The sequence below is a fragment of the Synechococcus sp. H55.10 genome, from assembly GCF_047502715.1.
Taxonomy (GTDB): Bacteria; Cyanobacteriota; Cyanobacteriia; order Thermostichales; family Thermostichaceae; genus Thermostichus.
The window spans coordinates 24,517-46,722 of the sequence record NZ_JANSJJ010000079.1 but is presented as its reverse complement, the minus strand read 5'-3'; the positions used below and the strand labels follow the sequence as shown (position 1 = coordinate 46,722).

Annotated in this window: 21 protein-coding genes and 1 riboswitch; of the genes, 11 read left to right on the top strand and 10 right to left on the bottom strand. The window is 58.8% G+C overall.

Annotation, left to right across the window (positions count from 1 at the left end):
* Positions 1–118 precede the first annotated feature (118 nt).
* A riboswitch (TPP riboswitch) is annotated at positions 119–220 on the top strand.
* 5 nt (positions 221–225) lie between these two features.
* Both thiC and NW858_RS05880 read left to right on the top strand, forming a co-directional pair.
* A complete protein-coding gene (gene thiC / locus NW858_RS05885; RefSeq protein ID WP_414520103.1) occupies positions 226–1,593 on the top strand; it encodes a phosphomethylpyrimidine synthase ThiC in 1,368 nt (455 codons plus the stop codon).
* A 148-nt stretch (positions 1,594–1,741) separates the two neighbouring features.
* Positions 1,742–2,128, top strand: coding sequence for a VOC family protein (locus NW858_RS05880; RefSeq protein WP_414520102.1), 387 nt, complete (start codon positions 1,742–1,744; stop codon positions 2,126–2,128).
* Between the two features lie 136 nt (positions 2,129–2,264).
* On the opposite strand, the gene psbM is transcribed toward NW858_RS05880, so the two are convergent.
* Positions 2,265–2,372: a photosystem II reaction center protein PsbM gene (gene psbM, locus NW858_RS05875; protein ID WP_414335083.1), complete on the bottom strand. Its 108-nt coding sequence runs from the start codon at positions 2,370–2,372 to the stop codon at positions 2,265–2,267.
* 78 nt (positions 2,373–2,450) lie between these two features.
* Positions 2,451–2,747 carry a 2Fe-2S iron-sulfur cluster-binding protein gene (locus NW858_RS05870; RefSeq protein ID WP_414335084.1) on the bottom strand — a complete coding sequence of 99 codons (297 nt, stop codon included), beginning with the start codon at positions 2,745–2,747 and terminating at the stop codon, positions 2,451–2,453.
* Between the two features lie 361 nt (positions 2,748–3,108).
* On the opposite strand from NW858_RS05870, the gene psbB reads away from it, so the two are divergent.
* The 3 genes from psbB to NW858_RS05855 all read left to right on the top strand — a co-directional run bounded on the left by psbB (position 3,109) and on the right by NW858_RS05855 (position 5,640).
* On the top strand, positions 3,109–4,641 hold the full coding sequence (gene psbB / locus NW858_RS05865; protein WP_414520101.1) for a photosystem II chlorophyll-binding protein CP47: 1,533 nt from the start codon (positions 3,109–3,111) through the stop codon (positions 4,639–4,641).
* Positions 4,642–4,754: 113 nt separating this feature from the next.
* Positions 4,755–4,853 (top strand): photosystem II reaction center protein T, encoded by a 99-nt coding sequence (locus NW858_RS05860; RefSeq protein ID WP_011429542.1) that lies wholly within the window; start codon positions 4,755–4,757, stop codon positions 4,851–4,853.
* 379 nt (positions 4,854–5,232) lie between these two features.
* Positions 5,233–5,640 (top strand): response regulator, encoded by a 408-nt coding sequence (locus NW858_RS05855; protein ID WP_414349025.1) that lies wholly within the window; start codon positions 5,233–5,235, stop codon positions 5,638–5,640.
* Here NW858_RS05855 and purQ read toward each other — a convergent pair whose 3' ends face one another.
* Entirely contained in the window at positions 5,641–6,318 is a 678-nt protein-coding gene (purQ, locus tag NW858_RS05850; RefSeq protein ID WP_414349026.1) for a phosphoribosylformylglycinamidine synthase subunit PurQ, read from the bottom strand. It abuts the gene before it with no gap.
* Between the two features lie 98 nt (positions 6,319–6,416).
* Between purQ and murD the strand changes: the two genes are divergently transcribed.
* Together murD and NW858_RS05840 are read left to right on the top strand one after the other, a co-directional pair.
* On the top strand, positions 6,417–7,841 hold the full coding sequence (murD, locus tag NW858_RS05845; protein ID WP_414520100.1) for a UDP-N-acetylmuramoyl-L-alanine--D-glutamate ligase: 1,425 nt from the start codon (positions 6,417–6,419) through the stop codon (positions 7,839–7,841).
* Complete coding sequence (locus NW858_RS05840) at positions 7,786–8,910, top strand: FtsW/RodA/SpoVE family cell cycle protein (RefSeq protein WP_414335089.1); 1,125 nt, start codon at positions 7,786–7,788, stop codon at positions 8,908–8,910. Before murD ends, NW858_RS05840 begins: the two co-directional genes overlap by 56 nt.
* A gap of 128 nt (positions 8,911–9,038) precedes the next feature.
* On the opposite strand, the gene NW858_RS05835 is transcribed toward NW858_RS05840, so the two are convergent.
* Together NW858_RS05835 and NW858_RS05830 are read right to left on the bottom strand one after the other, a co-directional pair.
* Positions 9,039–9,278, bottom strand: a complete 240-nt coding sequence (locus NW858_RS05835) for a hypothetical protein (RefSeq protein WP_414335090.1) — start codon at positions 9,276–9,278, stop codon at positions 9,039–9,041.
* A gap of 69 nt (positions 9,279–9,347) precedes the next feature.
* Positions 9,348–9,971 (bottom strand): hypothetical protein, encoded by a 624-nt coding sequence (locus NW858_RS05830; RefSeq protein WP_414335091.1) that lies wholly within the window; start codon positions 9,969–9,971, stop codon positions 9,348–9,350.
* A 342-nt stretch (positions 9,972–10,313) separates the two neighbouring features.
* Here NW858_RS05830 and NW858_RS05825 point away from each other — a divergent pair, with 342 nt between their 5' ends.
* Positions 10,314–10,493 (top strand): hypothetical protein, encoded by a 180-nt coding sequence (locus tag NW858_RS05825; protein ID WP_414335092.1) that lies wholly within the window; start codon positions 10,314–10,316, stop codon positions 10,491–10,493.
* A 197-nt stretch (positions 10,494–10,690) separates the two neighbouring features.
* Here the strand turns inward: NW858_RS05825 and NW858_RS05820 are convergent, their stop codons facing one another.
* Together NW858_RS05820 and pdhA are read right to left on the bottom strand one after the other, a co-directional pair.
* Complete coding sequence (locus tag NW858_RS05820; protein WP_414335093.1) at positions 10,691–12,271, bottom strand: NAD(P)H-quinone oxidoreductase subunit 4; 1,581 nt, start codon at positions 12,269–12,271, stop codon at positions 10,691–10,693.
* 295 nt (positions 12,272–12,566) lie between these two features.
* On the bottom strand, positions 12,567–13,568 hold the full coding sequence (pdhA, locus tag NW858_RS05815; protein ID WP_414335094.1) for a pyruvate dehydrogenase (acetyl-transferring) E1 component subunit alpha: 1,002 nt from the start codon (positions 13,566–13,568) through the stop codon (positions 12,567–12,569).
* A gap of 349 nt (positions 13,569–13,917) precedes the next feature.
* Between pdhA and NW858_RS05810 the strand changes: the two genes are divergently transcribed.
* Positions 13,918–14,739, top strand: coding sequence for a phosphatidate cytidylyltransferase (locus NW858_RS05810; protein WP_414337001.1), 822 nt, complete (start codon positions 13,918–13,920; stop codon positions 14,737–14,739).
* Positions 14,740–14,881: 142 nt separating this feature from the next.
* Here the strand turns inward: NW858_RS05810 and NW858_RS05805 are convergent, their stop codons facing one another.
* Both NW858_RS05805 and NW858_RS05800 read right to left on the bottom strand, forming a co-directional pair.
* On the bottom strand, positions 14,882–15,367 hold the full coding sequence (locus NW858_RS05805) for a putative iron-sulfur cluster-binding metallochaperone (protein WP_414520099.1): 486 nt from the start codon (positions 15,365–15,367) through the stop codon (positions 14,882–14,884).
* Between the two features lie 244 nt (positions 15,368–15,611).
* Complete coding sequence (locus tag NW858_RS05800; RefSeq protein ID WP_414335398.1) at positions 15,612–15,866, bottom strand: hypothetical protein; 255 nt, start codon at positions 15,864–15,866, stop codon at positions 15,612–15,614.
* Positions 15,867–16,332: 466 nt separating this feature from the next.
* Between NW858_RS05800 and NW858_RS05795 the strand changes: the two genes are divergently transcribed.
* A complete protein-coding gene (locus NW858_RS05795; RefSeq protein WP_414520098.1) occupies positions 16,333–19,071 on the top strand; it encodes a valine--tRNA ligase in 2,739 nt (912 codons plus the stop codon).
* Positions 19,072–19,336: 265 nt separating this feature from the next.
* On the top strand, positions 19,337–19,657 hold the full coding sequence (locus NW858_RS05790; RefSeq protein ID WP_414335402.1) for an RNA recognition motif domain-containing protein: 321 nt from the start codon (positions 19,337–19,339) through the stop codon (positions 19,655–19,657).
* A 148-nt stretch (positions 19,658–19,805) separates the two neighbouring features.
* On the opposite strand, the gene cobN is transcribed toward NW858_RS05790, so the two are convergent.
* Positions 19,806–22,016 (bottom strand): cobaltochelatase subunit CobN, encoded by a 2,211-nt coding sequence (cobN, locus tag NW858_RS05785; RefSeq protein ID WP_414520097.1) that lies wholly within the window; start codon positions 22,014–22,016, stop codon positions 19,806–19,808.
* Positions 22,017–22,206: the final 190 nt, after the last annotated feature.

Below are 22,206 nucleotides of genomic sequence, written 5' to 3'. Positions count from 1 at the left end.
GGTCGCTGTAAACCGGCCCAGAGGCCCGTGGTTGGCTTGCCAACTGCAGGGCTACGGAAAGCCCGCTCCGTACCGCTTAGCGGTCGGAGTCAGGTAGTTTACTTTCGGTGATAGAATCACAGCACGCTAGGAGTGTCTGGGGGTTTTGCCCCAGGCTGAGATTACATCCTCAGAACCTGATCTGGGTCATACCAGCGTAGGAAAGCGAGCACTGGAGTTGACAACATGCGCAGCGAATGGGTTGCCCGCCGGCGTGGGCAAGCAAATGTAACGCAAATGCACTTTGCCCGGCAGGGCGTGATTACAGAAGAGATGGACTACGTGGCTCGGCGGGAAAACCTGCCACCGGAGCTGATCCGCTCAGAGGTGGCGCGGGGCCGCATGATCATCCCTGCCAATATTCATCACACCAACCTAGAGCCGATGTGCATCGGGATCGCCTCCCGCTGCAAAGTCAATGCCAACATCGGCGCTTCCCCCACTTCCTCTGGGTTGGCCGAGGAGCTGGAAAAGCTGAAATTGGCCATCAAATACGGCGCCGATACCGTTATGGATCTGTCCACCGGCGGCGGCGACTTGGACGAAATTCGCACGGCCATTATCCAAGCTTCTCCGGTGCCCATTGGCACGGTGCCGATCTACCAGGCCCTGGAAAGTGTGCATGGCCATGTCGAAAAACTCTCGGCAGAGGATATCTTGCACATCATCGAAAAGCAGGCCCGGCAGGGGGTGGACTACATGACCATCCATGCCGGGATCCTGATCCAACACTTGCCGTTGGTGCGCAACCGTCTAACCGGAATTGTCTCTCGCGGAGGCGGGATCCTGGCCCGTTGGATGTTGGCCCACCACAAGCAAAACCCGCTCTACACCCACTTCCGCGACATCATCGAGATTTTCAAGAAATACGATGTCTCTTTTAGTCTGGGAGATTCCTTGCGGCCCGGATGTCTGCACGATGCTTCTGACGAGGCCCAGATGGCGGAGTTGAAAACCCTGGGCCAGTTGACCCGCCTGGCCTGGGAACACGATGTGCAGGTGATGGTGGAAGGGCCTGGGCACGTGCCGATGGATCAAATTGAGTTTAACGTGCGCAAGCAAATGGAGGAGTGCGACGAGGCTCCTTTCTACGTTTTGGGGCCGCTGGTAACCGATATTGCCGCCGGCTATGACCACATCAGCTCTGCCATTGGGGCGGCCTTGGCCGGCTGGTACGGGGCAGCGATGCTCTGCTACGTAACCCCCAAAGAACACCTGGGCTTGCCCAATGCCGAGGATGTGCGCAACGGCCTCATTGCCTACAAAATTGCCGCCCACGCTGCCGATATTGCCCGCCACCGTCCTGGGGCCAGGGATCGCGATGACGAAATGTCCAGAGCCCGCTACAACTTCGACTGGAACCGACAATTTGAGTTGTCTTTGGATCCAGAGCGGGCGCGCGAATATCACGACGAAACCTTGCCGGCAGATATCTACAAAACGGCGGAGTTTTGCTCGATGTGCGGGCCGAAGTTCTGCCCCATGCAAACCAAAATGGATGCAGAAGCTTTGAGCGAGCTAGAACGATTCCTGGCCACCCAGCCAACAGCCTAAGCGTTGGCCTGGCCTTGGCTTGACATGAGGTTGAAATTGATTAGATCCCATCTCTGCTCGCTGGGGAGTGGAGAGGGGCTCCTCCCCCAAGCTATGCTGGATTACAGGAGAACCCTTGCAGTTGGCTCCATTGAGCAGAGAGAGAACCATGGCACTTAGGCAACTCGGGCATGTCGCCATCCGGGTAGAAGACATCCCCAAGGCAGTGGAGTTCTACCAAAAGTTGGGCATGGTCAATGTCTGGCAGGATCCCGACTGGGCCTACATGAAGGCCGGCGAGGATGGGCTGGCGCTATTGGGGCCGGGCTACCGCGCAGCAGGGCCGCACTTTGGCTTTGTCTTCGATAACCTGGAGGAGCTCCAGCAAGAGCACCAGCGCCTGAAATCCCAAGGCATTCGGGTAGGAGAAATCCACAGCCATCGGGATGGCACTGCCTCTTTCTACGGTAAGGATCCCTACGGCAACCTGTTTGAATTTTTGTATGAGCCTGCAGGAACATTTGACCAAGCTAGGGCGGCTCAGGCAACAGGTTGACCGGGCCGGTTGAGGCCGTTAACCTGCGTACCTTTGGTTCGTCCGGCTTGCAAGAGCAAAGGGATCCTCCCTGTCGAGAGGATCTCCTTTTTGTCTGGCCTTGGGCACGCCATTTGCCCGATTTGAGCCAGTAGGGTCAACCGCCAGATCTGCTAGAGGTTTGCACGTACAAAATCACCAGGAAGATGGCGGGCACCAAAACGACCAAGAGAGTGGCCAAGATGCCCAGGTAATTCGTCTCCATAGCTCCAACTGCCACAAGCCTAACTGGCAGTCAGCATACCACTCTTTAGGTACGGCTTGCCCAAAGAGAAAATGGGCGTTAGGGCTTCGTTTTGACGGCAATATCCCCCAGCACTTTGGTCTGGCAGGCGAGGCGGTAGCTATCCGGTTTGCGCTTGAGCTTGCGGTTTTCTGCCTCGGTGCGAGGGGAGAGGTTCTCGGATCCCTCGACGATCTCCACCACGCAGGTGCCACATTGACCGTTGCCGCCGCAGTTGAGCAGCTTGGCCATCATCTTGTAGAGGTCGATCTGATTCTCCAGCGCCTTCAAGCGCAGGTTAGCGCCTTCCGCGACGACGACCTCTCGATTCTCGTTGACAAAGCGAATCGTTGCCATATCCTTGCCAGAAACCACGACACTTTCAGACTGAGCCAGGGAAGTACCGGCGTTTGCTAAGTATTGTTACATTTTAAGTCATATTTTTAATCTCCGGCGAGAGATCTGGGAAGATGATGCCAAATAAGACGGCATCCTGGCTGAAGCCGCTCAGGTCGGTAGCGTTTCGTTATACTGTTTGATGCCCGTGATAGAAATTCTGAGAGCGATATCCCCCTTGGGTGCGCTCGTTGGCTCAAGCGGGTGCGGCACTCCTCGACCCTGAAGAAACTGCTCAGGTCAGGATCCCAGGTGAAGATGTCGGCTTAATGGTTTGACTGGATATTGCGTAAGTGTTGGAGAACGTGGAGGACCGAGCTTTATGGGACTACCGTGGTATCGGGTCCATACGGTTGTACTGAATGACCCAGGTCGCCTGATTGCGGTGCATCTGATGCATACCGCTCTGGTAGCAGGTTGGGCCGGATCGATGGCGCTTTACGAGACGGCCATTTTTGATCCATCGGATCCTGTCCTGAATCCGATGTGGCGTCAGGGCATGTTTGTCATGCCATTCATGGTTCGCCTGGGGGTGGTCAACTCCTGGGGCGGCTGGAATATCTACGGCGAGAGCGTGGCCAATGCGGGCTTTTGGACGTTTGAAGGGGTAGCCACTGCCCACATCGTTTTGTCCGGATTGCTCTTCTTGGCTGCCTGTTGGCATTGGGTTTACTGGGATCTGGAGCTGTTCCGGGATCCCCGTACCGGCGAGCCGGCCTTGGACTTGCCGAAAATGTTTGGGATCCACCTGCTCTTGGCGGGGATCCTCTGCTTTGGGTTTGGCGCGTTTCACCTGACGGGGGTGTTTGGCCCAGGGATGTGGGTGAGCGATCCCTATGCGACGACAGGGCACGTCCAGCCAGTAGCACCCGAATGGGGGCCAGCCGGGTTTAACCCCTACAACGCTGGGGGTGTGGTGGCCCACCACATTGCTGCTGGCATTGTCGGCATTATTGCCGGCTTGTTTCACCTGACGGTACGCCCACCCCAGCGCCTCTATCGCGCTCTGCGGATGGGGAACATCGAGACGGTGCTGTCCAGCTCAATTGCCGCGGTGTTTTTTGCTGGTTTTGTGGTGGCCGGGACGATGTGGTATGGCAGTGCCACGACTCCTGTGGAGCTGTTTGGCCCTACTCGCTACCAATGGGATTCTGGCTATTTCAACCAGGAGATTAACCGGCGGGTGAATGCGGCTATGGAAGCCGGGATGACCCGCAGTGAGGCCTACGATTCTCTGCCCAAGTCGCTGCTCTTCTACGATTACGTGGGCAACAGCCCGGCCAAGGGGGGCCTGTTCCGGGCCGGCCCCATGAACAAGGGAGACGGCATTGCCATCGAGTGGCTGGGCTACCCGGTGTTCCGGGATCGCGAAGGGCGAGAGCTGACGGTGCAGCGCATGCCCAACTTCTTCGAGACCTTCCCGGTCATCTTGCGCGATGCCGATGGCGTGGTGCGGGCGGACATTCCCTTCCGCCGGGCCGAGTCGCGCTACAGCTTTGAGCAGGTGGGCGTGACCGTGGAGTTCTACGGCGGCAAACTGGACGGCCAGGTGTTTACCGACCCGGCAACCGTTAAGAAGTATGCCCGCCAAGCCCAATTGGGTCAGCTCTTCGAGTTCGACCGAGAAACCCCCAAAGCCGACGGCACCTTCCACACCAGTCCCCGCGGTTGGTTTACCTTTGCCCATGCGGTCTTTGCGCTGCTGTTCTTCTTCGGCCACATCTGGCACGGCGCCCGCACCCTCTTCCGGGATGTGTTTGCCGGTATTGACCCGAACATGAGCGAGGAAATGGTGGAATTCGGTGTCTTCCAAAAAGTGGGGGATCCCACCACGCGCAAGGTGCAAGAAGCGTAAGGCTTTCTCGCGGGATGACCGTCGGCACTCTGTTTCTCTTGGGAGATGGGGTGCTGGCGTCTCCAAGCTAATCTGGAATTAAGCCCCCTTAGAATTTTGATTTGGAGGTCGGTATGGAAGCCATCACCTACACCTTTATTCTGTTTTTGACCTTGGGCCTTCTGTTTTTTGCCGTCGCCTTTCGCGAAACTCCTAGGATTCAGAAGAAGTAATCTGCGCTAGGGGCTGCTGTTGTCGGCTTGCCGAGGGCGTTAGCGGATTGAGGCGGCCCAAAGAGACGGCAGTTGTACCCCGTACAAGGCCGGAAAAATCCCCGGCCTTGTTTTGTTTTCAGATGGCGCTCGGTTCCAGGCTGGTAGAGTATCCCCCAGGCAACCCAGCAAAGCTGTTTTCAAAACGGTAGCTGTCCTCTCCTGCTGGCAGAGGGGGTAGCTGCTGGTGCTGCTTTATTGAGATTGCTATCAGTATCTTAGAGGGGGAGCCCTTGGCCCACTGCTCAAATAGGATCGCTAGAATTGCTTCGGGATGGTTTCCAGAACTATGGGGATTGCCGGGGCTTGAGTTCGCAACTAAGTCAACTTTAGGTTAGCGATGGCAACAGTGCTGCTGGTGGAAGACGATCCAATTAACGCCCGCGTTTTCGACAAAGTGTTGCGGCGGCGAGGCGGGTTTGAGGTCTTTCACAGCCAGGATGTGGAGGAAATCCTACGGCTGGCGCAGGCGCGCGAGGTGGACGTGATTTTGCTGGATGTCTCCCTCTCTCAAAGCACCTTTCGCGGCGAGGCAGTAGACGGGATCCGCATTGCCCAACTGCTGAAGGGGGATCCCAAAAGCCGCTCCATTCCCATCATTTTGGTGACGGCCCACGCCATGCGGGGCGACCGCGAGGCCTTTTTGGCCCAGAGCGGGGCCGATGGCTACATCGCCAAGCCGGTGGTGGATCACGAGGAGATGGTGAACCAAGTGCGCCAGGTGTTGTTGCAGGCCCAGCAGTTCTAGTCAACTGGCAAGACTGGTTACGATGGACTGCCAGAAAGGGATCCCATCCTGCCCTGGCAAATCGGGATCTGCCGCCCGCTCCGGGTGGGGCATCAGGCCGAGGATGCGACCGCTGGGATCGCAAATGCCGGCAATGTTATCCACCGAGCCGTTGGGCGCGACCGGAGCATAGCGAAAGACGATCTGCCCCCTGTCTTGCAACTGCTTGAGGGTGTCGGCATCGCAGGTGTAGCGGCCTTCTCCATGGGCAATGGGCAGGGTCAGGGTGGCTCCGCCAGGGTAGGCCCTTGTCCACAGGAGATCCTGCCGTTCCACGCGGATCCCCACCCGGTCGCAGATAAAGTGCAGGTTGGCGTTGCGCACCAGCGCCCCCGGCAGCAGGCCGGCTTCTGTCAAGATCTGGAAGCCGTTGCAAATGCCCAAGACATAGCCCCCCCGCGCCACATGCTCGGCCAGGGATCCCATCACCGGCGCAAAGCGGGCGATGGCCCCGCAACGCAAATAATCCCCGTAGCTGAAGCCCCCCGGCAGCACCACCACATCCAGCCCTGACAAATCCGTCTCCCGGTGCCAGATCAACCGCGTTGGGCAGCCGCAAAGGCTGCGGGCCACCCAGGCTACGTCTCGGTCGCAATTAGACCCGGGAAAAACAACAATGCCAAACCTCACGCCGGCCATCGGGATCCCTTGAGAAAGCGTTATGTGAGAGAGAAGAAGAGGGTGGTGGATGTAGCCATTGTAAGATCCAGACCTAGGGGGATGATGGGGAAACCAACGTGGGCCATCAGGTTTTGGGGCTGGGTATTGCGGGGCTGGCGGCAGCGCGACTGTTGCGGGCCCAAGGGTATGAAGTGCTGGTTTGGGATGAGCAAGAGTCCCCTCTCCTGCGGCAGCGGCAGGCCGAGTTGAGCCAGGAAGGGATCCCCGTTCGGCTGGGGGAGCCTTTTCAACTGGCAACAGGAGTGGAGCAGGTGGTGGTCAGTCCGGGCATTGCCTGGGATCACCCGCTGCTGCAGGCGGCGCGTCAACAGGGGATCGAGGTGGTGGGGGAAGCGGAGCTGGCCTGGCGCTACCTTGAGCACCTGCCTTGGGTGGGGATCACCGGCACCAACGGCAAAAGCACCACCACGGCGCTGGTGGCGGAGATGTTCAAAGCCGCGGGGCTAGAAGGGATCCCCTGCGGCAATATCGGCCTTCCCCTCTCTCAGGTGGCTTTGGAAACGCTCCAGGGAAAGCTAGAGCCGGATTGGATCGTGGCGGAGCTGAGCAGCTATCAGTTGGAAGCCAGCAGCCGCCTCATGAGCAGTACGCCTGGGGGGCCGCCGCGCATTGGGGTGTGGACCACCTTCACTCCCGATCACTTGGAACGGCACGGGACGCTGGAGCGCTATGCCGGCTTCAAGGCTCGCCTCTTGGATCGGGCCCAGTGGCGGGTCGTGAATGGCGAGGATCCCTACCTGTGCCGCCGCCGACAGGACTGGGAAAACACCTATTGGATTTCCCTTGTTGCTGGACAACGGGATCCCACTGCATTCGTTGACCTGCGGGAAAGCCGCCTCTATATCCAGGGGGAAGCGGTGGCGGAGTTGGGAGACTTTGCAGAACGCTGCCCCGGCCAACACAATCTGCAAAACCTGCTCTTGGCGGCAGCAGCAGCGCGTCTGGCCGGGATCCCCAACGCCGCCATTCAAAAAGCCATCCGATCCTTTGCCGGCATGCCCCATCGGCTGGAGCGGGTGGCGCAAATCCAGATGGGATCCACCCTCATCCGCTTCGTCAACGACAGCAAGGCCACCAACTACGAGGCCGGCTGGGTGGCGCTCAACGCCCTCCCCCCACCCATTGTTTTGATTGCCGGGGGAAGGGCCAAGCAGGGGGATCCCGCCGCCTGGCTGCAGTTGATTCGGGCCAAGGTGGCGCGGGTGCTGCTGATTGGAGAGGCTGGCCCCACTCTGGCCGCGGCCCTCAAGGGGATCCACTATACTGACGTTGAGCTCGTGCCAACCCTAGATCTAGCTGTGGAAAGGGCCTTGGCAGCGGCCTGTTCCCTCTCGCGTCAGCGGGACGGAGCCCCTGCTCAACCCATCACCGTTTTGCTGTCTCCCGCCTGCGCCAGTTTCGACCAGTACTCCAGCTTTGAACACCGTGGCAACCATTTCCGAGCCTGCTGCCAAGCCCTCCAGGGATCCCTGGAATGCTGAAGCTCGCTGGCTGCGCTGGCTCACCCTGGTCTGGCTGGCTCTGGGGCTGATGATGCTGTTTTCTGCTTCCTACCCCGTGGCTCAGCGGATCAGTGGCGATGGCCTCTACTTTTTCAGGCGCCAATTGGTCTGGGCCGGGCTGGGGCTGAGTTGCTTTTCGGCTCTGGTGCGGATCCCCTTGCGGCGCTGGTTCCCCTGGGCCGGGATCCTCTGCTTGGTGGGAGTTGGCTTGGTGTGGGCCACCCAAGTGCCGGGGCTGGGGGTTTCCCGCCTGGAGGCCAGCCGCTGGCTGGACTTAAAGGTGATCCCGATTATCCAGCCTTCCGAATTGCTCAAGCCCCTGTTGGTGTTGCAGGGAGCCTGGGTCTTTGGCCGCTGGTTTCACCACCCGCTCTGGTTCCGCGTCTTGTGGGTGGGCATCTTCGCCTTTGCCCTCTTGGGGATCCTCGCCCAGCCCAACCTGGGCACCACGGCCATTTGTGGCCTTACCCTCTGGGTCATGGCTTGGGCTGCCGGGATCCCAGCTTTCTCCCTTCTGGCTACAGCGGGGCTGGGGATTCTGGCAACCGTGGCCAGCATTCTCAGCAAAGACTACCAACGGCGGCGCATCCTGGCTTTTTTGGATCCCTGGGGCAATGCCCAAGGGGATGGCTACCAGTTGGTGCAAAGCCTGTTGGCCATTGGCTCTGGCGGCCTGTGGGGCAAGGGGTATGGCCTTTCCCAGCAAAAGCTGTTTTATCTGCCCATCCAATACACCGACTTCATCTTCTCGGTGTACGCAGAGGAGTTCGGCTTGGCCGGATCCCTGTTCTTTCTGGGGCTGCTGACCTTCTATACCCTGCTGGGCTGGCGGGTGATGGGTCGCTGCCGAGAGTTGCCCATTCGCCTGGTAGCCTGCGGCTGCCTGATGTTTTTGGTGGGGCAGTCGCTAATGAATATCGGCGTGGTCACCGGGATCCTGCCCACCACAGGTGTGCCCCTGCCTTTGTTCAGCCATGGCGGCAGCTCTATTTTGGCAGGGCTGATCACAGCAGGATTGTTGGTGCGGGCAGCCCGCGAAGCAGGATGAAGGGATCCCTTCACCTAAGCCGCAAGCCCAGATGGGCAGGGAGCTCTATTTGAGATTTCCTAGTGGTTGATCTCTGCTTTAGTCCGGTTTCTCAATGCAGCACAACCCAAAGCCGATTGATACTGAGCCTAAATCCAGCCCATCTCATCCAAAACAAGGGTAAATACGGTCGCGCAACAGGCCACCCACAGCGACACATGAGCCGGCTGACCGTGGGCAATGCAAACACCGGCTGCCACTACAGCGCCCGCAGCAGCAGAAAAGGTGCGGCCTGCCCAATTGCCTTTAGAGGGCTTATCAGAAGAATTGAATTTGTTAAACATTTTTACAGCGGAAAGAGGATACAAAAGGAACACATCCCACAGCAAACTGCCTCAGATTATCACCCTCTAGCTCGACTCAAGAAGGATCCAAGGCCATTCTCAACATTTCTTCGCCTATACTTCAATCTTTCGTAAAATCGCGCTGAGATGCTCGTAATCGTCCCGCAACAGCGAGCTTAACTGCCGACCTGCCTGTAAAAGCCAGTTGCGATCCCAGTTCAGGATTCGGTAAGTCTGGCGAATCACGGCAGCCACCAGCTCATCGGTCGGGATCCCGTTGACCCGTAGCAGAGTACGCAAAAACTCGAAAGAGCGGCAAAACTCCCTGACCTCTGTATCGGAGCAGAGATAAACTGGCTGGTGAATCTGGGGAGGGCGTGGCGGCAGGTACTGGTAGACCCGCCCCCCACTGACAAAGCCGACAATGGCCGCGCGGAAATCGGTGCGCAACATGGCGAAAATTTGAGGCTGCTGCTCCCGCAACTCCTCAGGGGAAAGACCCAAAGCTCGGGTGCGGTGAATCGTGTCGATGGGCGCAATGGCGGCATAGCAAACCACTCCATAGATCGGGTTGCCGGTCTCCTCGTCTTGGGAGCGCGTCCAACTGCCGAGAGCAGGCATAGGCGGGAAGGTCAAGCGTTCCGGCTCGAAGCACTGGGCCACAAAGGTTGTGGTGTTGGCCTCCACCACTTCTGCAAAAGCAGCGGCGGGCTGGGGGGAGGTGGCCTTGGCTCTCATCGTTGTTTTGGACTTCTCAAGGGTTGCTGCTATAAAGGTTGGCAAACAGAAGTAGAACCCAGACCTTCAGGCCAGTAGAGAGATGGGATCTTTCCGGTTTTAAGACTTGTGAAGATAGAGGGGATCCACTCAGCCAATATTTTGCCCTTTTTACAAGGTTTTTCTCGTTCCCGGACGGCGAATCGGCAACCCAGCAGCTGATGAGATCCCTATTGCTAAGAAAGTTAGCCGACTTTGGAGATGCCTGTGTAATATATTTTTTCACACACTCCCGTGCAAATTGGCCATTCTGGGTATTAGCCATCCTAAGTATTGAGCAGTTGGCGAGCGGAGGGAGAAACCATGAATGCTCAGCAACGTGGCCAAATCATCGCTTCGGAGTGGATGATCGACAGCCAAAACCCGGTACACTCCATTTCTCGGCTCAAGCGGCGGGCGACCTATTCGGATGTAACCCTCTGGTGGTTGGTGGTGCAGCTAAACCTGATGGAGCAGAACTCCATTCGTACCGATCACCGCTAGGATTGGCAGCCCAAGAACAATCAACCATCGGAAAATCCCAGCCCAGGAGCATCCCCAATCCTAAATCCAACCTTAAAACTTAAAAGAAGCTTAAAAAAACAAAAAGAAGAGCTGAAGGTTGAGTCGAGTTGCTCCTCGAACACCAGCTCTTCTGGGCTAATTGAGGGATAGAGAACAACCGAGGTCTTGACCCCGTTTCAATCTTCCAGGGTCAGAGCCGCCACCTGGGCCGGTTGCACCGGCAAGAAAGGCCGCTGCACAATTTCAGTTGCCAACACACTGCGCAACTGAGCAGCTACCGCCACCGTCGTAACATCGTAGGTTTGGGTAGCCAGCCGCGGGTAGAGGCCAATGCCGAGAATCGGCAACAGCAGACAGAGAGCCACCGCCATTTCTCGCGGGCGCAGATCCCCCAGGTAGTCTTCCAACACCAAGCCGGGATCCTGAGCCCCGTAGAACACCTGCCGCAGCATAGAGAGCAAGTAAATGGGCGTCAGAATAATGCCCACTGCCGCCAGCAGAGCAATTCCTGCCTTGAAGGTCGGCGCATAGGCATCGCTGGTGATCAAGCCCAAGAACACCGTCAGCTCACCCACAAATCCGCTCATCCCGGGTAGCGCCAACGAGGCCAGGGATCCTGCTGTAAACAGGGCAAAAGCCTTTGGCATTTGCTTGGCCAACCCGCCCAACTTGTCGAGGGCAAGGGTATGGGTGCGCTCGTAGGTGATCCCTGTCAGGAAGAACAAAACTGCAGCGATCAGACCGTGGGAGATCATTTGCAAGAGGGCGCCGTTGATGCCCAACTCCGTGAAGGCAGAGATCCCGATCAACACAAAGCCCATATGGGCAATGGACGAATAGGCCAAGCGCCGCTTGAGGTGGTTTTGCCCAAAGGCGGCCAGCGCCCCGTAGATGATGTTCACCGTGCCCAACACCGCCAGCACCGGGGCAAAGTACACATGGGCCTCCGACAAGATGCCCACGTTCAGGCGGATGAGGCCGTAGCCCCCCATCTTGAGCAGCACCCCGGCCAGGATCATGGAAATGGGCGCCGAGGCTTCGCTATGAGCATCCGGCAGCCAGGTGTGAACTGGAAAAATCGGCAGCTTCACCCCAAAGGCAATCAGGAAAGCCGCATACACCAAGATCTGCAGTGCCAGCGGGTAGGATTTTGCGCTCAGCTCTGCCATCTCCAAGCTAAAGCCCTCGCCGTAGAAGGCCATCGCCAGGGATCCCACCAGAATAAAAATAGAGGCGGCAGCGGTGTAGAGGATGAACTTGGTGGCGGCGTACTGGCGCTGCGGCCCACCCCAAATGGCAATCAGCAGATAGACCGGCACCAGCTCGATCTCCCACATCAAGAAGAACAGGAGCAGATCCTGCGCCAGGAACACGCCCACCTGGGCGCCGTACATCAGCAGCAGCAGGAAGAAAAACAAACGCGGCTTGTGGGTGAGATTCCAAGCCGCCCCGATCGACAGGGTCGTAATCAAGCCCGAGAGCAACACCAGCGGAAAGGACAGGCCATCCACCGCCAGCGACCAGTGAAACCCGATCTGGGGCACCCAGGCGTAGCGCTCCGCCAGTTGCAGCGAAAAATCCTGCAGGTCGTAGTGCCGCGCAAAGACATAGACCATCAGACCCAAATCAAAAGCCCCCACAGCGAGGGCATACCAACGCGCCCAACGGCTCTGAGGGATCAAAGGGATCCCAAAGGCTGCCAGCAGCGGCAAGAGCACCAGGGCCGACAGCCAAGGAAACTCAAGAGGATTGCTCATGACCAGGAATAAATACTCATGCTCAATACCTCAATGATATGAAGCTATGTAAACAAATGGGAAGTGATATTTACAAAAAAGGCTGCTCTATTGCGCAGATCTCTGGAAGGGTTTCCCGATGTTAAGCATTGAGGATCCTCGAGGGTTGCTGGGCTCAGGTGGGTCGCTGATGCCTTCACACCCTTTTCGGGGTCGGCAGGATCCCTCAGCTCAAAAGAGCCAGCCCTGCCTGTAATCCGTCGGAACAGGCTGGAAACAGATCGGCGGCCTTTTGTAGCTGGGGTTTGCCCTGGATCTATTCGTCTTCGGCAAACACAAAGCGATGTAGCTCGTCCAGGGTGGGCTCTGGGCTTTCGAGGGCAAAGGTTACCGCATCTTCAATCGCAGCGCCAACCTCGGCGTGGATGGCCTGAAAGTCTGCCTCGGTCATCAAGTTGTGTTCCAATGCGTAGCGTTCCAGTCGTTGGATGGGATCCCGCTGCCGCCAGAACTCTTTTTCTTCCGGGCTGCGCAGCTCGTCAGGATCGGCGAGGGAATGGCCCCGGAAACGATAGGTGATGCACTCCAGCAGGGTGGGGCCTTCGCCGGCGCGGGCCCGGGCAATAGCTTGTTGGGCAGCCTCTCGCACCGCCAGCACGTCCATGCCGTCCACTTGGTAGCCGGGCATGCCAAAAGCAGGGCCCTTGAGGTAGATGTCGGTTACTGAAGTGGCCCGTTTGTGGGCCATGCCGATAGCCCAGAAGTTGTTTTCCACCACATAGAGGATGGGCAACTTCCAGAGGGCGGCCATGTTGAGACACTCGTAGAACTGGCCGTTGTTGCAGGCTCCATCCCCAAAGAAGCAGGCTGTCACCTGGTCGGTGCCGCGGTACTTGGCCGAAAAGGCCGCCCCTGTGGCCACCGGGATCCCCTCGGCCACAAAGGCATAGCCGCCCAAAAAGTTGTGCTCCGCCGAGAACAGGTGCATCGAGCCGCCGCGGCCCTTGCTGCAGCCGGTGGCCTTGCCGAACAGCTCCGCCATCACCGCCCGCGGGGGGATCCCGGCGCTGAGGGCATGCACGTGATCCCGGTAGGTGCTGCACACGTAGTCGGTGGGCTTGAGCGCCTTGATCACCCCCGTGGAAACAGCCTCTTGGCCGTTGTACAGGTGCACAAAGCCGAACATCTTGCCCTTGTAGTACATCTCGGCGCACTTGTCCTCAAACAGGCGGCCCAGCACCATGTCTTCATAGAGAAGGCGAGCCTCTTGGGCAGAAATGCGAGCAGTCGTAGAGCGAGAAGTAAGTTCTTGAACCATGCTGCAGTGCAACGAGTCAGGAATGTCCTAGGCGGTCAGCAGTGAGCTTTGCAGTTTGCCTATTATCTCATGCTCAAGGATCGCTTGTTGGGATTTGCCTGCCACCTTGCCCGTAAGTTCCACCCTGTAGGGCCAAGGGCAGTTGTTTGAGATCCAGGAGAGTTAAACTGAAGGGCTAGGGCAAGAGGCGTTTCCATTTTGCAGCAGCCGCATCAAGACTTCGTCGCGCAGACGCGAATCCCGAACACCAAGAGCGCAAGGATGAGGGCTTCTTCTGCCTTCGGATCGGACTTCGACCTGGAGCCGCGGGCAAGAGATATTTGGCCAACCAACGTGACGGGGTGCGCCTATGGGAGCCCGTTGGGTTAGCGGTTTTGCGGCGGTGCTGTTTGCCCTGACGGTCACCCTGCTAGGGGGCTGGTACTTCACGGCGGCCATGGGGCTAATCGTCTTTCTGGCCCAACTGGAGTTCTTTCGCTTGGTGCAGGCCAAGGGCAATGCACCGGCCATGCGCACCACCATGTTTTCCAGCCAAGTGCTGGTGATTTTGCAGCAGGTTAAGCCGGAGTGGACCAGCCCTGCTTTTATCGTGGCCGGTTCTGTGATCTGCTTTTATCTGCTTTTTAAGCCCAAGCTGGCCACCATCGCCGACATTGCCACCTCGATTTTGGGATTGTTTTACTGCGCGCTGTTGCCCAGCTTCTGGATTCGGGTCAGGGCTTTGTCTTTTTCCCAAGGACTGGGGGAAGGGCTGTGGATTACGCTGTTGGCTATTGGCTGTGTCATTGCTGCCGATGTAGCGGCCTACCTCTGTGGGCGGGCCTTTGGGCGCACCAAGCTCTCCCTCCTCAGCCCCAAGAAGACGGTGGAAGGGGCCGTGGCCGGGGTCGCAGCCAGCGTGGCCCTGGCCATGGCCGGAGCCTACTATCTGAACTGGCCCTGGCGCTGGTGGAGCGGCAGCGTGCTGGGGTTTTTGATTGGGCTAACGAGCCTGTTGGGCGACCTAACGGAATCGCTGATGAAGCGGGATGCCGGTGTCAAAGACTCCGGGGATCTCATCCCCGGCCACGGCGGCATTTTGGATCGGGGCGATAGCTACGTCTTTACCGGACCTCTAGTGTTTTACTTTATGGAATGCCTGGAATGGCTCAACGCCTATTTCAGCCGATAATTGCGATAATTCCCACCCCAGCCAAGAAGGTTCTAGACACAAGTTTTCGTTTAGAAGGTTGGACAATCTGTGCGCAATCCTCGTAGGAATGGTACGACCAAAGCTACCCTTGAAACGGAGAAATCTCTGGTCTTTTGGCTCTTCAGCTATCTCGTTCCCCAACTTTCTCTTGCTGCACTTCTAAGATGACCTGCCTGACATTTTCCAGACAGCAAAACCCCTGGGGGTTGTTGACCTGGCAGCCGCAGCGCCTGGCTTTGATGTGGGCGGCAATCTCGGCAAGAATGGCCTGGGGTGTTTTGGATCCCTGCAGCTCTTGCCGAATGCGCCTGCGGGTCCATGCAAAACAGTAGCAGACGGGCACGTCCTCGCCACTTTCTTTTTGAAAGACTGGCACCTTGAGGTCGTCAACCCCAAAGCTTTGACCTTGCTCAGAAAAATAAACAACAGGACAAACGGGATCCCGACAAAACGCGTAGCTGCTGTCCGCATCCAGTTGTGCCAAAGCTCGAGGGAACAGCAGGCTCTTCAGGGTAATCAGTTGAACCGGGATCCCTTGCTCCCCACTTTTTGGGCATAAGGGCTGCCAAGCATTAGCAAAAAATGGTGCAAGGGGTTCTCTTGTCATGAGTTATCGAGCTGTTGTTGAAAGATAGTGCAAGAAGAACTTTTCTCTTGCTCAGAAAACTTTTGTTGACACTTTTCAATGAGTGTCGACAACTCCCCTTTGAGTTCCTGCAGATGGGCAAGCGATTCATCAGTTTGTCTTTGCTTTTCGCTTGGCTCTATGGGCATCTGCCAACAGGGAAGGACCTGCCCACTGTCCTGAAGCAGTAGCGATTCTTTGAACTCGCCCGGTATGTGTAAGGCCCTCAATTTAAAATTGCCTGGCATTCGGGCCGCTCCAAAAACACTTCTGGCAAAATGGAATCCCCAAAGTACCCTGGCGGCGCAATCACTATGGCAAACCCCTTCAGATTCAACTCGGTTTCGTCGTAAACCACCAGTTGGCTGAAACCGGCGGCAGGATCCCCCTCCATATCGAGAATGCGGGCTTTTCGCTGGATAATCCAAGGGGTCTCCCCTTCTAGTTCAGAAGGGGCCAGAGGGCGATCTAGGCCAAACACGAACTCTCCACTTCGACCCACAAGAGTCCACTCTAAGCTATTGAGCTTCTCTGTACCTGCGAAGCAAAAGGCGTAATCGCTGTACGGAACAAAATACAGTCCTACCAGCCGGGATTGTTCATCAGGGTGGCTGCGGGCACTCAAGCAAGCCTCAAAACCCAGTAGAGAGGCTGGATCGACGGGCTGCCCATAACAAAGCAGGATGTCGTCTTTTGAGTGTTTCCACCACTCTTGTTGCGCGAAGGCAGGGATCCTACCGGATAAAGCCATTAGAACCATCAGGGCCGTTGCCGCCAATGATCTGTACATAGAGCCGCATCTGAACGCTGAGGATAGCAGTACCTTAGCCCAAAGCGCCTTTCTGCTGGGTGATCGGGATCAGCCTTACCCATCCCCAAAGGGCAAGGGGTTAGACTGCTACTCTATAAAGTGATTCATCCTTCTCAACCGTTGGCCTATTCTCCCCATGACTGCTGCACCTGCCCTCGCCCATCTGCCCAGCCAGTACAACCCCTTTGAGACCGAGCCGAAGTGGCAGCGCTTTTGGGAGGAAAAGGGGTTCTACGTAGCGGATCCCAAGGCGCCGGGAGAAGCCTTCAGCATGGTGCTGCCCCCGCCCAACGTCACCGGCAGCCTACACATGGGCCATGCCTTTGCCTTTACCCTGCCGGATGTGGTGGTGCGCTACAAGCGCATGCGCGGCTACAACGTCCTCTGGCTGCCCGGTACGGATCATGCCAGCATTGCCGTGCACACCATCCTGGAAAACCAACTGCGCCAGGAGGGCAAGAGCCGCTTTGACCTGGGCCGCGAGGCTTTTCTGGAGCGGGCCTGGGCCTGGAAGGAGCAATCCCAGGGCACCATCAAAAGCCAACTGCGGCGCCTGGGCCTGTCGCTGGACTGGACGCGGGATCGCTTTACCCTCGATGAGGGGCTGAGCCGGGCAGTTACGGAAGCCTTTGTCCGCCTCCACGAAGCAGGGCTAATCTATCGGGGCGAGTATTTGGTCAACTGGTGTCCGGCCACCCAGTCGGCAGTCTCCGACATCGAGGTGGACAACAAAGAGGTCAAGGGCCACCTCTGGCACTTCCGCTACCCCTTGGCCGCCGATCCCGGCCAGTACCTGGTGGTGGCCACCACCCGCCCCGAGACGATGCTGGGGGATACAGCCGTGGCGGTCCACCCGCAAGACGAGCGCTACCGCCATCTCATTGGCCAGTTTGTGCGGCTGCCCATCAAGGATCGCCTTATCCCCATCATCGCCGACGAGTACGTGGATCCCTCCTTTGGCTCCGGCTGTGTCAAAGTTACCCCAGCCCACGATCCCAACGACTTTGAGATGGGCCGGCGCCACCAGTTGCCCTTGATCAACATCCTCAACAAAGACGGCACCCTCAACGAGAACGGGGATCCCTTCACCGGCCTGGATCGCTTTGTTGCCCGCGAGAAGGTGGTGCAGTGGTTTGCCGAGCACGGCCTGCTGGAGAGGGTAGAAGAGTACACCCACAGCGTGCCCTACAGCGACCGTGGGGGTGTGCCCATCGAGCCGCTGCTCTCCATTCAGTGGTTTTGCGATGTTTCCAACATGGCGGCCCGCTGCTTGCAGGAGGAGCGAGAGCACCACAACCCCCGCTTTATCCCAGAGCGCTGGACCAAGGTTTACACCGGCTGGCTGGAGAAGCTGCGCCCCTGGTGCATCTCGCGACAACTGTGGTGGGGGCACCAGATCCCGGCCTGGTATCCGGTCATCGACGGCCAGATCCCTGCAGATCCCCAGGCCTTTGTGGTGGCCCGCAATGCCGAAGAGGCCTGGGCTAAGGCGCGGGAGAAGTTCGGCCCCGACGTGGAGCAGGTACAACAGGATTCCGACGTCCTGGACACCTGGTTCAGCTCCGCCCTCTGGCCTTTTTCTACGCTGGGCTGGCCGGAAGAGACGGAGGACTTCAAGCGCTACTACCCCAATTCCCTCATGTCCACGGGCTTCGACATTATCTTCTTCTGGGTGGCCCGCATGGCCATGATGGGAGTGCAGTTTACCGGCCAGATCCCCTTCAAGGATGTCTACATCAACGGCCTGGTGCGGGACGAGCAGGGGGCGAAAATGTCCAAGTCCAAGGGCAACGGCATCGATCCCATCGAGCTTTTGGACAAATACGGCACCGACGCCCTGCGCTACGCTCTGGTTAAAGAAGTGGTGGGGGCAGGGCAGGATATCCGCCTGGCCTACGACCGCAAGACCGGCGAGAGCGCCAGCGTGGAAGCAGCCCGCAACTTCGCCAACAAGATCTGGAACGCCTCCCGCTTTGTGCTCCTGAACCTGGAGGGGCAGACCCCCGCCCAACTGGGATCCCCGGCTCCGGAGGCGCTGGAGCTGGCCGATCGCTGGATCCTGTCGCGGCTGCACTCCACGGCCACCCAGGTTATCGAAGAGCTGGAAGCCTACGGCCTGGGCGAGGGGGCGCGGCTCTTGTATTCCCTGATTTGGGATGACTTCTGCGACTGGTACATCGAGCTGGCCAAGCCGCGGCTGCGGGGAGAAGACCCGACCTCCAAGCGCACGGCACAGCAGGTGTTGGCCACTGTGCTGGAGACCATCCTCCGGCTGCTGCACCCCTGGATGCCCCATATCACCGAAGAAGTCTGGCAGCTCCTCACCCAGGCCAACCAAACCACCTCCATCTCCGTCCAGCCCTATCCCGCCCCTGACCCTAACTGGGTTGACCCTCAACTGGAGCGGGAGTTCGGCCTGGTGATCCAGACCATCAGCAGCTTGCGCAACCTGCGGGCAGAGGCTGGCCTTAAGCCCCATCAAACCATCACGGCTCTGCTGGTTACCGAGGATCCCGACGAGCAGCGGATCCTCACCGCCGCTCAAGCCTACATCCGCGATCTGGCCAAGGCCGAGTCCCTAGAAATTACGGGATCCCTGGCCACGGAGCCCAAGCAGGTGGCGGCTGCCGTAGTGGGCACGGTGCAGGTGCTGGTGCCCTTGGCGGGGCTGGTGGATGTGGAGGCGCTGCGGGCTAAAGTGCAAAAAGATCTGGCCAAGCTGGAAAAAGAGGCTCAAGGGATCCGCGCCCGCCTGGAGAACCCCAGTTTCCTCAGTCGGGCCAACCCGGAAGTGGTGCAGGCTAGCCGCGAGCAACTGGCGGAGCTGGAGGCCCAGATGCAGCTCTTGCAAGCCCGCCTGGAAAAGTTGGGCTAGGGCAACGGGGAGCGCTCTCCTTTGGGGCTCTTGACCTGGGCAGCCGACTTGCGTAGCCTCGAGCTCAATAGCACCGGCTATTTTGCTATTTTTGTGCAAGGGGAGTGACCATCCCCCATCTCTGTGTTATGATGAAAATTAACTCGAGATAAATGTCGGTTGTAGCGTTCGGTTCTTCTGGTCTTGACGGGTTTTCACGTTTTGTATTGGCAGACGGCTCTCCGAATATCTCGCCCTTTGTTCCTCTCTCTTTCGGAGATCGTCGATGTCGATTTATGTAGGCAACCTTTCCTTTAAGGTGACAGAAGCGGATTTGACCGCTGTTTTTGCCGAGTACGGTTCTGTGAAGCGGGTGCAGATCCCCACCGACCGGGAGACAGGTCGCATCCGCGGTTTTGGGTTTGTGGAAATGAGTTCTGAGGCCGAAGAGCAGGCTGCTATTGCCGCTCTGGATGGCGCAGAATGGATGGGCCGCGACCTCAAGGTCAACAAGGCTCGCCCGCGAGAAGAACGCCCCACCTCAGGCTTCCGCTCTGGTAACGCCAACGGCGGCGAGCGGCGGCGCAATTTCCAATCTCGCTATTAAAACGCCTGCTGAGGCTTCTCGGTTTGAGTTTGCCCCTCACCCCCGGCCCCTCTCCCTGAGCGTCCCTCACCCCCGGCCCCTCTCCCAGAGGGAGAGGGGGGCTAGGGATTGAGGCGGCGAGCTTTCCCTTGCAATTCGGTAGCGACTTTTAGGCCGGCGGTTTGTCCGGCCAGGGATCCGTGAGGTCGGCGGCCAGGGGATCCCAGTCCCAGCCCCAGTCGCGGGCGATGGCCTGCGTAAGGCCCAACTGGCCAGAGCCCGGGTAGCGGGCCAGGGCCGACAGGAGATCCACCAGTTGCTCGCCAGTGGGGGTGCGGCCAAAGATGTGCAGTCCATCTCGGATCTGGGATTCCTTGAGCTCGCAGAGGTAGCCATCGAGGCGGCCCCAGTCTTCTTCCTTATCCAGGTTGAACTGCAAGTCGATGTGCTCTCGGCAGGCAAGCTCCTGGATCTGGGCGCGGATCAGTGGGCAGCGCCCAGGATCCATCTGCTGGGCCTCGTAGTACTCGTCCATCAGCCGCTCCAGTTCCGCCAAGGGCCCGTAGAGCTCGGCACGGGTTAAGGGAGGGGTGAGGTGGTCGAGGATGACAGCCTGAGCCCGCCGCTTGGCCTGGGATCCCTCGCCAGGATCGTTGACGATGAAGGGGTAGAAGTGGGGCAGAGGCCCCAAGGCTATTTCTGGGTAGCAGGTGGCCGAAAGGGCGGATCCCTTGCCAGGCAGCCACTCTAGGTTGCCGTGCTTGCCCACATGCACCACTGCCTGCACGCCAAACACTTGCCGCAGCCACAGGTAAAAGGCGAGGTACTCATGGGGCGGCGCCAGATCCGGGGCATGGTAGTTCAAAGAGGGATCCTGGTCATAGCCCCGCGGCGGCTGGATGCCGACAAAAACATGCTCCAACTGCAGGCCGACAATGGGGATGTCGTGGACGGGCGGATCCCCCCACTGCCGCACTAGATCCTCTTGGACAGCGGCAGGCAACTGGGCAAACCACTCCCGGTAGAGGGCAGCCGGCAGCACCTGCCGCGCCGGGCGTAGGGATCCCAGCGGATCATAGGTTTGGCCCTGGGTTAGCCAGCGGATGAGCTCATCTCCGCTCTGGGGCAGTGGACAGGCGCGGTAGTCGGCTTCCGCCAGGGCCTTGAGGATCTCGACACAGCTTGCCGGTGTATCCAACCCTACCCCATTGGCCAGCCGTCCATCCCGGCTGGGGTAGTTGGCCAAAATCAAGGCTAGACGGCGCTGATTGGCAGGAGTGCGCCGCAGCTTTACCCAGTTGGCCGCCAGCTCGGCCACAAACGCCACCCGATCCGGCACCGCCTCATAGGCCATGATCTCCGTCTGCAGGCGGGGATCCCACTGTTGAACCGTCTTGAACGAGATGGCGCGGCTGAGGATGCGGCCGTCCACCTCCGGCAACACCACGTTCATGGCCAGATCCCGCGCCCCCAAGCCCCGAGTGGAGTTCTCCCAGCGCTCCCGCGACCCACTGCTCAAGACCACCTGCACAACCGGCACATCCAGCTCCTGCCAGAGGCGGACATCGGGCTGCTCGCTCTCCAGGCGGGCCAGGGAAAAGCTGGTGGTGTTCAACAGAAGTTCAATTTGGCCGCCGAAGTGCTCCCGGATGGCCTGCGGCAAGTCCGGCTCCTGCAGGCCATAGGTGTACAGACACAGCGGCTGCAACCCCCGCTCCTGCAGGGCTTTGGCCAGGGCATCTATTGGCTGCGTATTCCCCGCCAAAACATGGGCGCGGTAGAGCAGGATCCCTACCTTGGGGGCCTGGGGATCCCTGAGGGGGGATAGGGGGGGATGGTAGATCCCCAGCCGGGGCAGCACCTGCGGCTCTGGCAGGGCGTACTCCTGTCCCAGAAACTCCCTGGCCAAGAATTTCAAGCAAGCCGCCACATTGGCTGCCCCTCCTTCCAGCCAGTACTGCCACACCCGGTCTGCCACTGTCAGGGGCACGGTGGAGTGGCTAACCAAATCCCAATCGGGGCGGTCATCCCCAGGGATCACAATCAGGGTGGCTCCCGCTGCTGCCGCTACCTCTTTGGCCACCTCCAGACCATAGCTCCAGTAGGCCCTTCCCCCCAACAGGCGCAGGAGCACCACCTGAGCTTGCCGCAACACCTTCTCGGCGTAGTCGTCGATGCTGAGAGGCTGTTGCAACTGCAAGAGGTTAGCCGCCCGCACCGCCGGGAAATCAGCCGGCAGCAGGCGCATGGCTGCGCTCAAGGCCGTCAGATCCGTGTCGGCTGCCGACAGGACAACGATGGGCGCAGGATCCTGCTCCAGGAAAATGACCCCACCTTGGGAAGGATCCCATCCCCCCGGCAAAGCAGCTATCCGATGCATAGAGCCAGCGCCAGGCGCCCCGCCATCTCCTTGAGACTACCCAGAAGGATAGCTTGGTAGCCCCGCACTTGCGTGGGGAGCGGAAAAGCTCGTAATTGCCAAGGGTATACTTGCCGAAAAGGCGTACCGTTCCCAGGCCAGCACCTAATCACGGTGAAAAACCCGACTGGTGCAGGCGTCCGAGACGCGA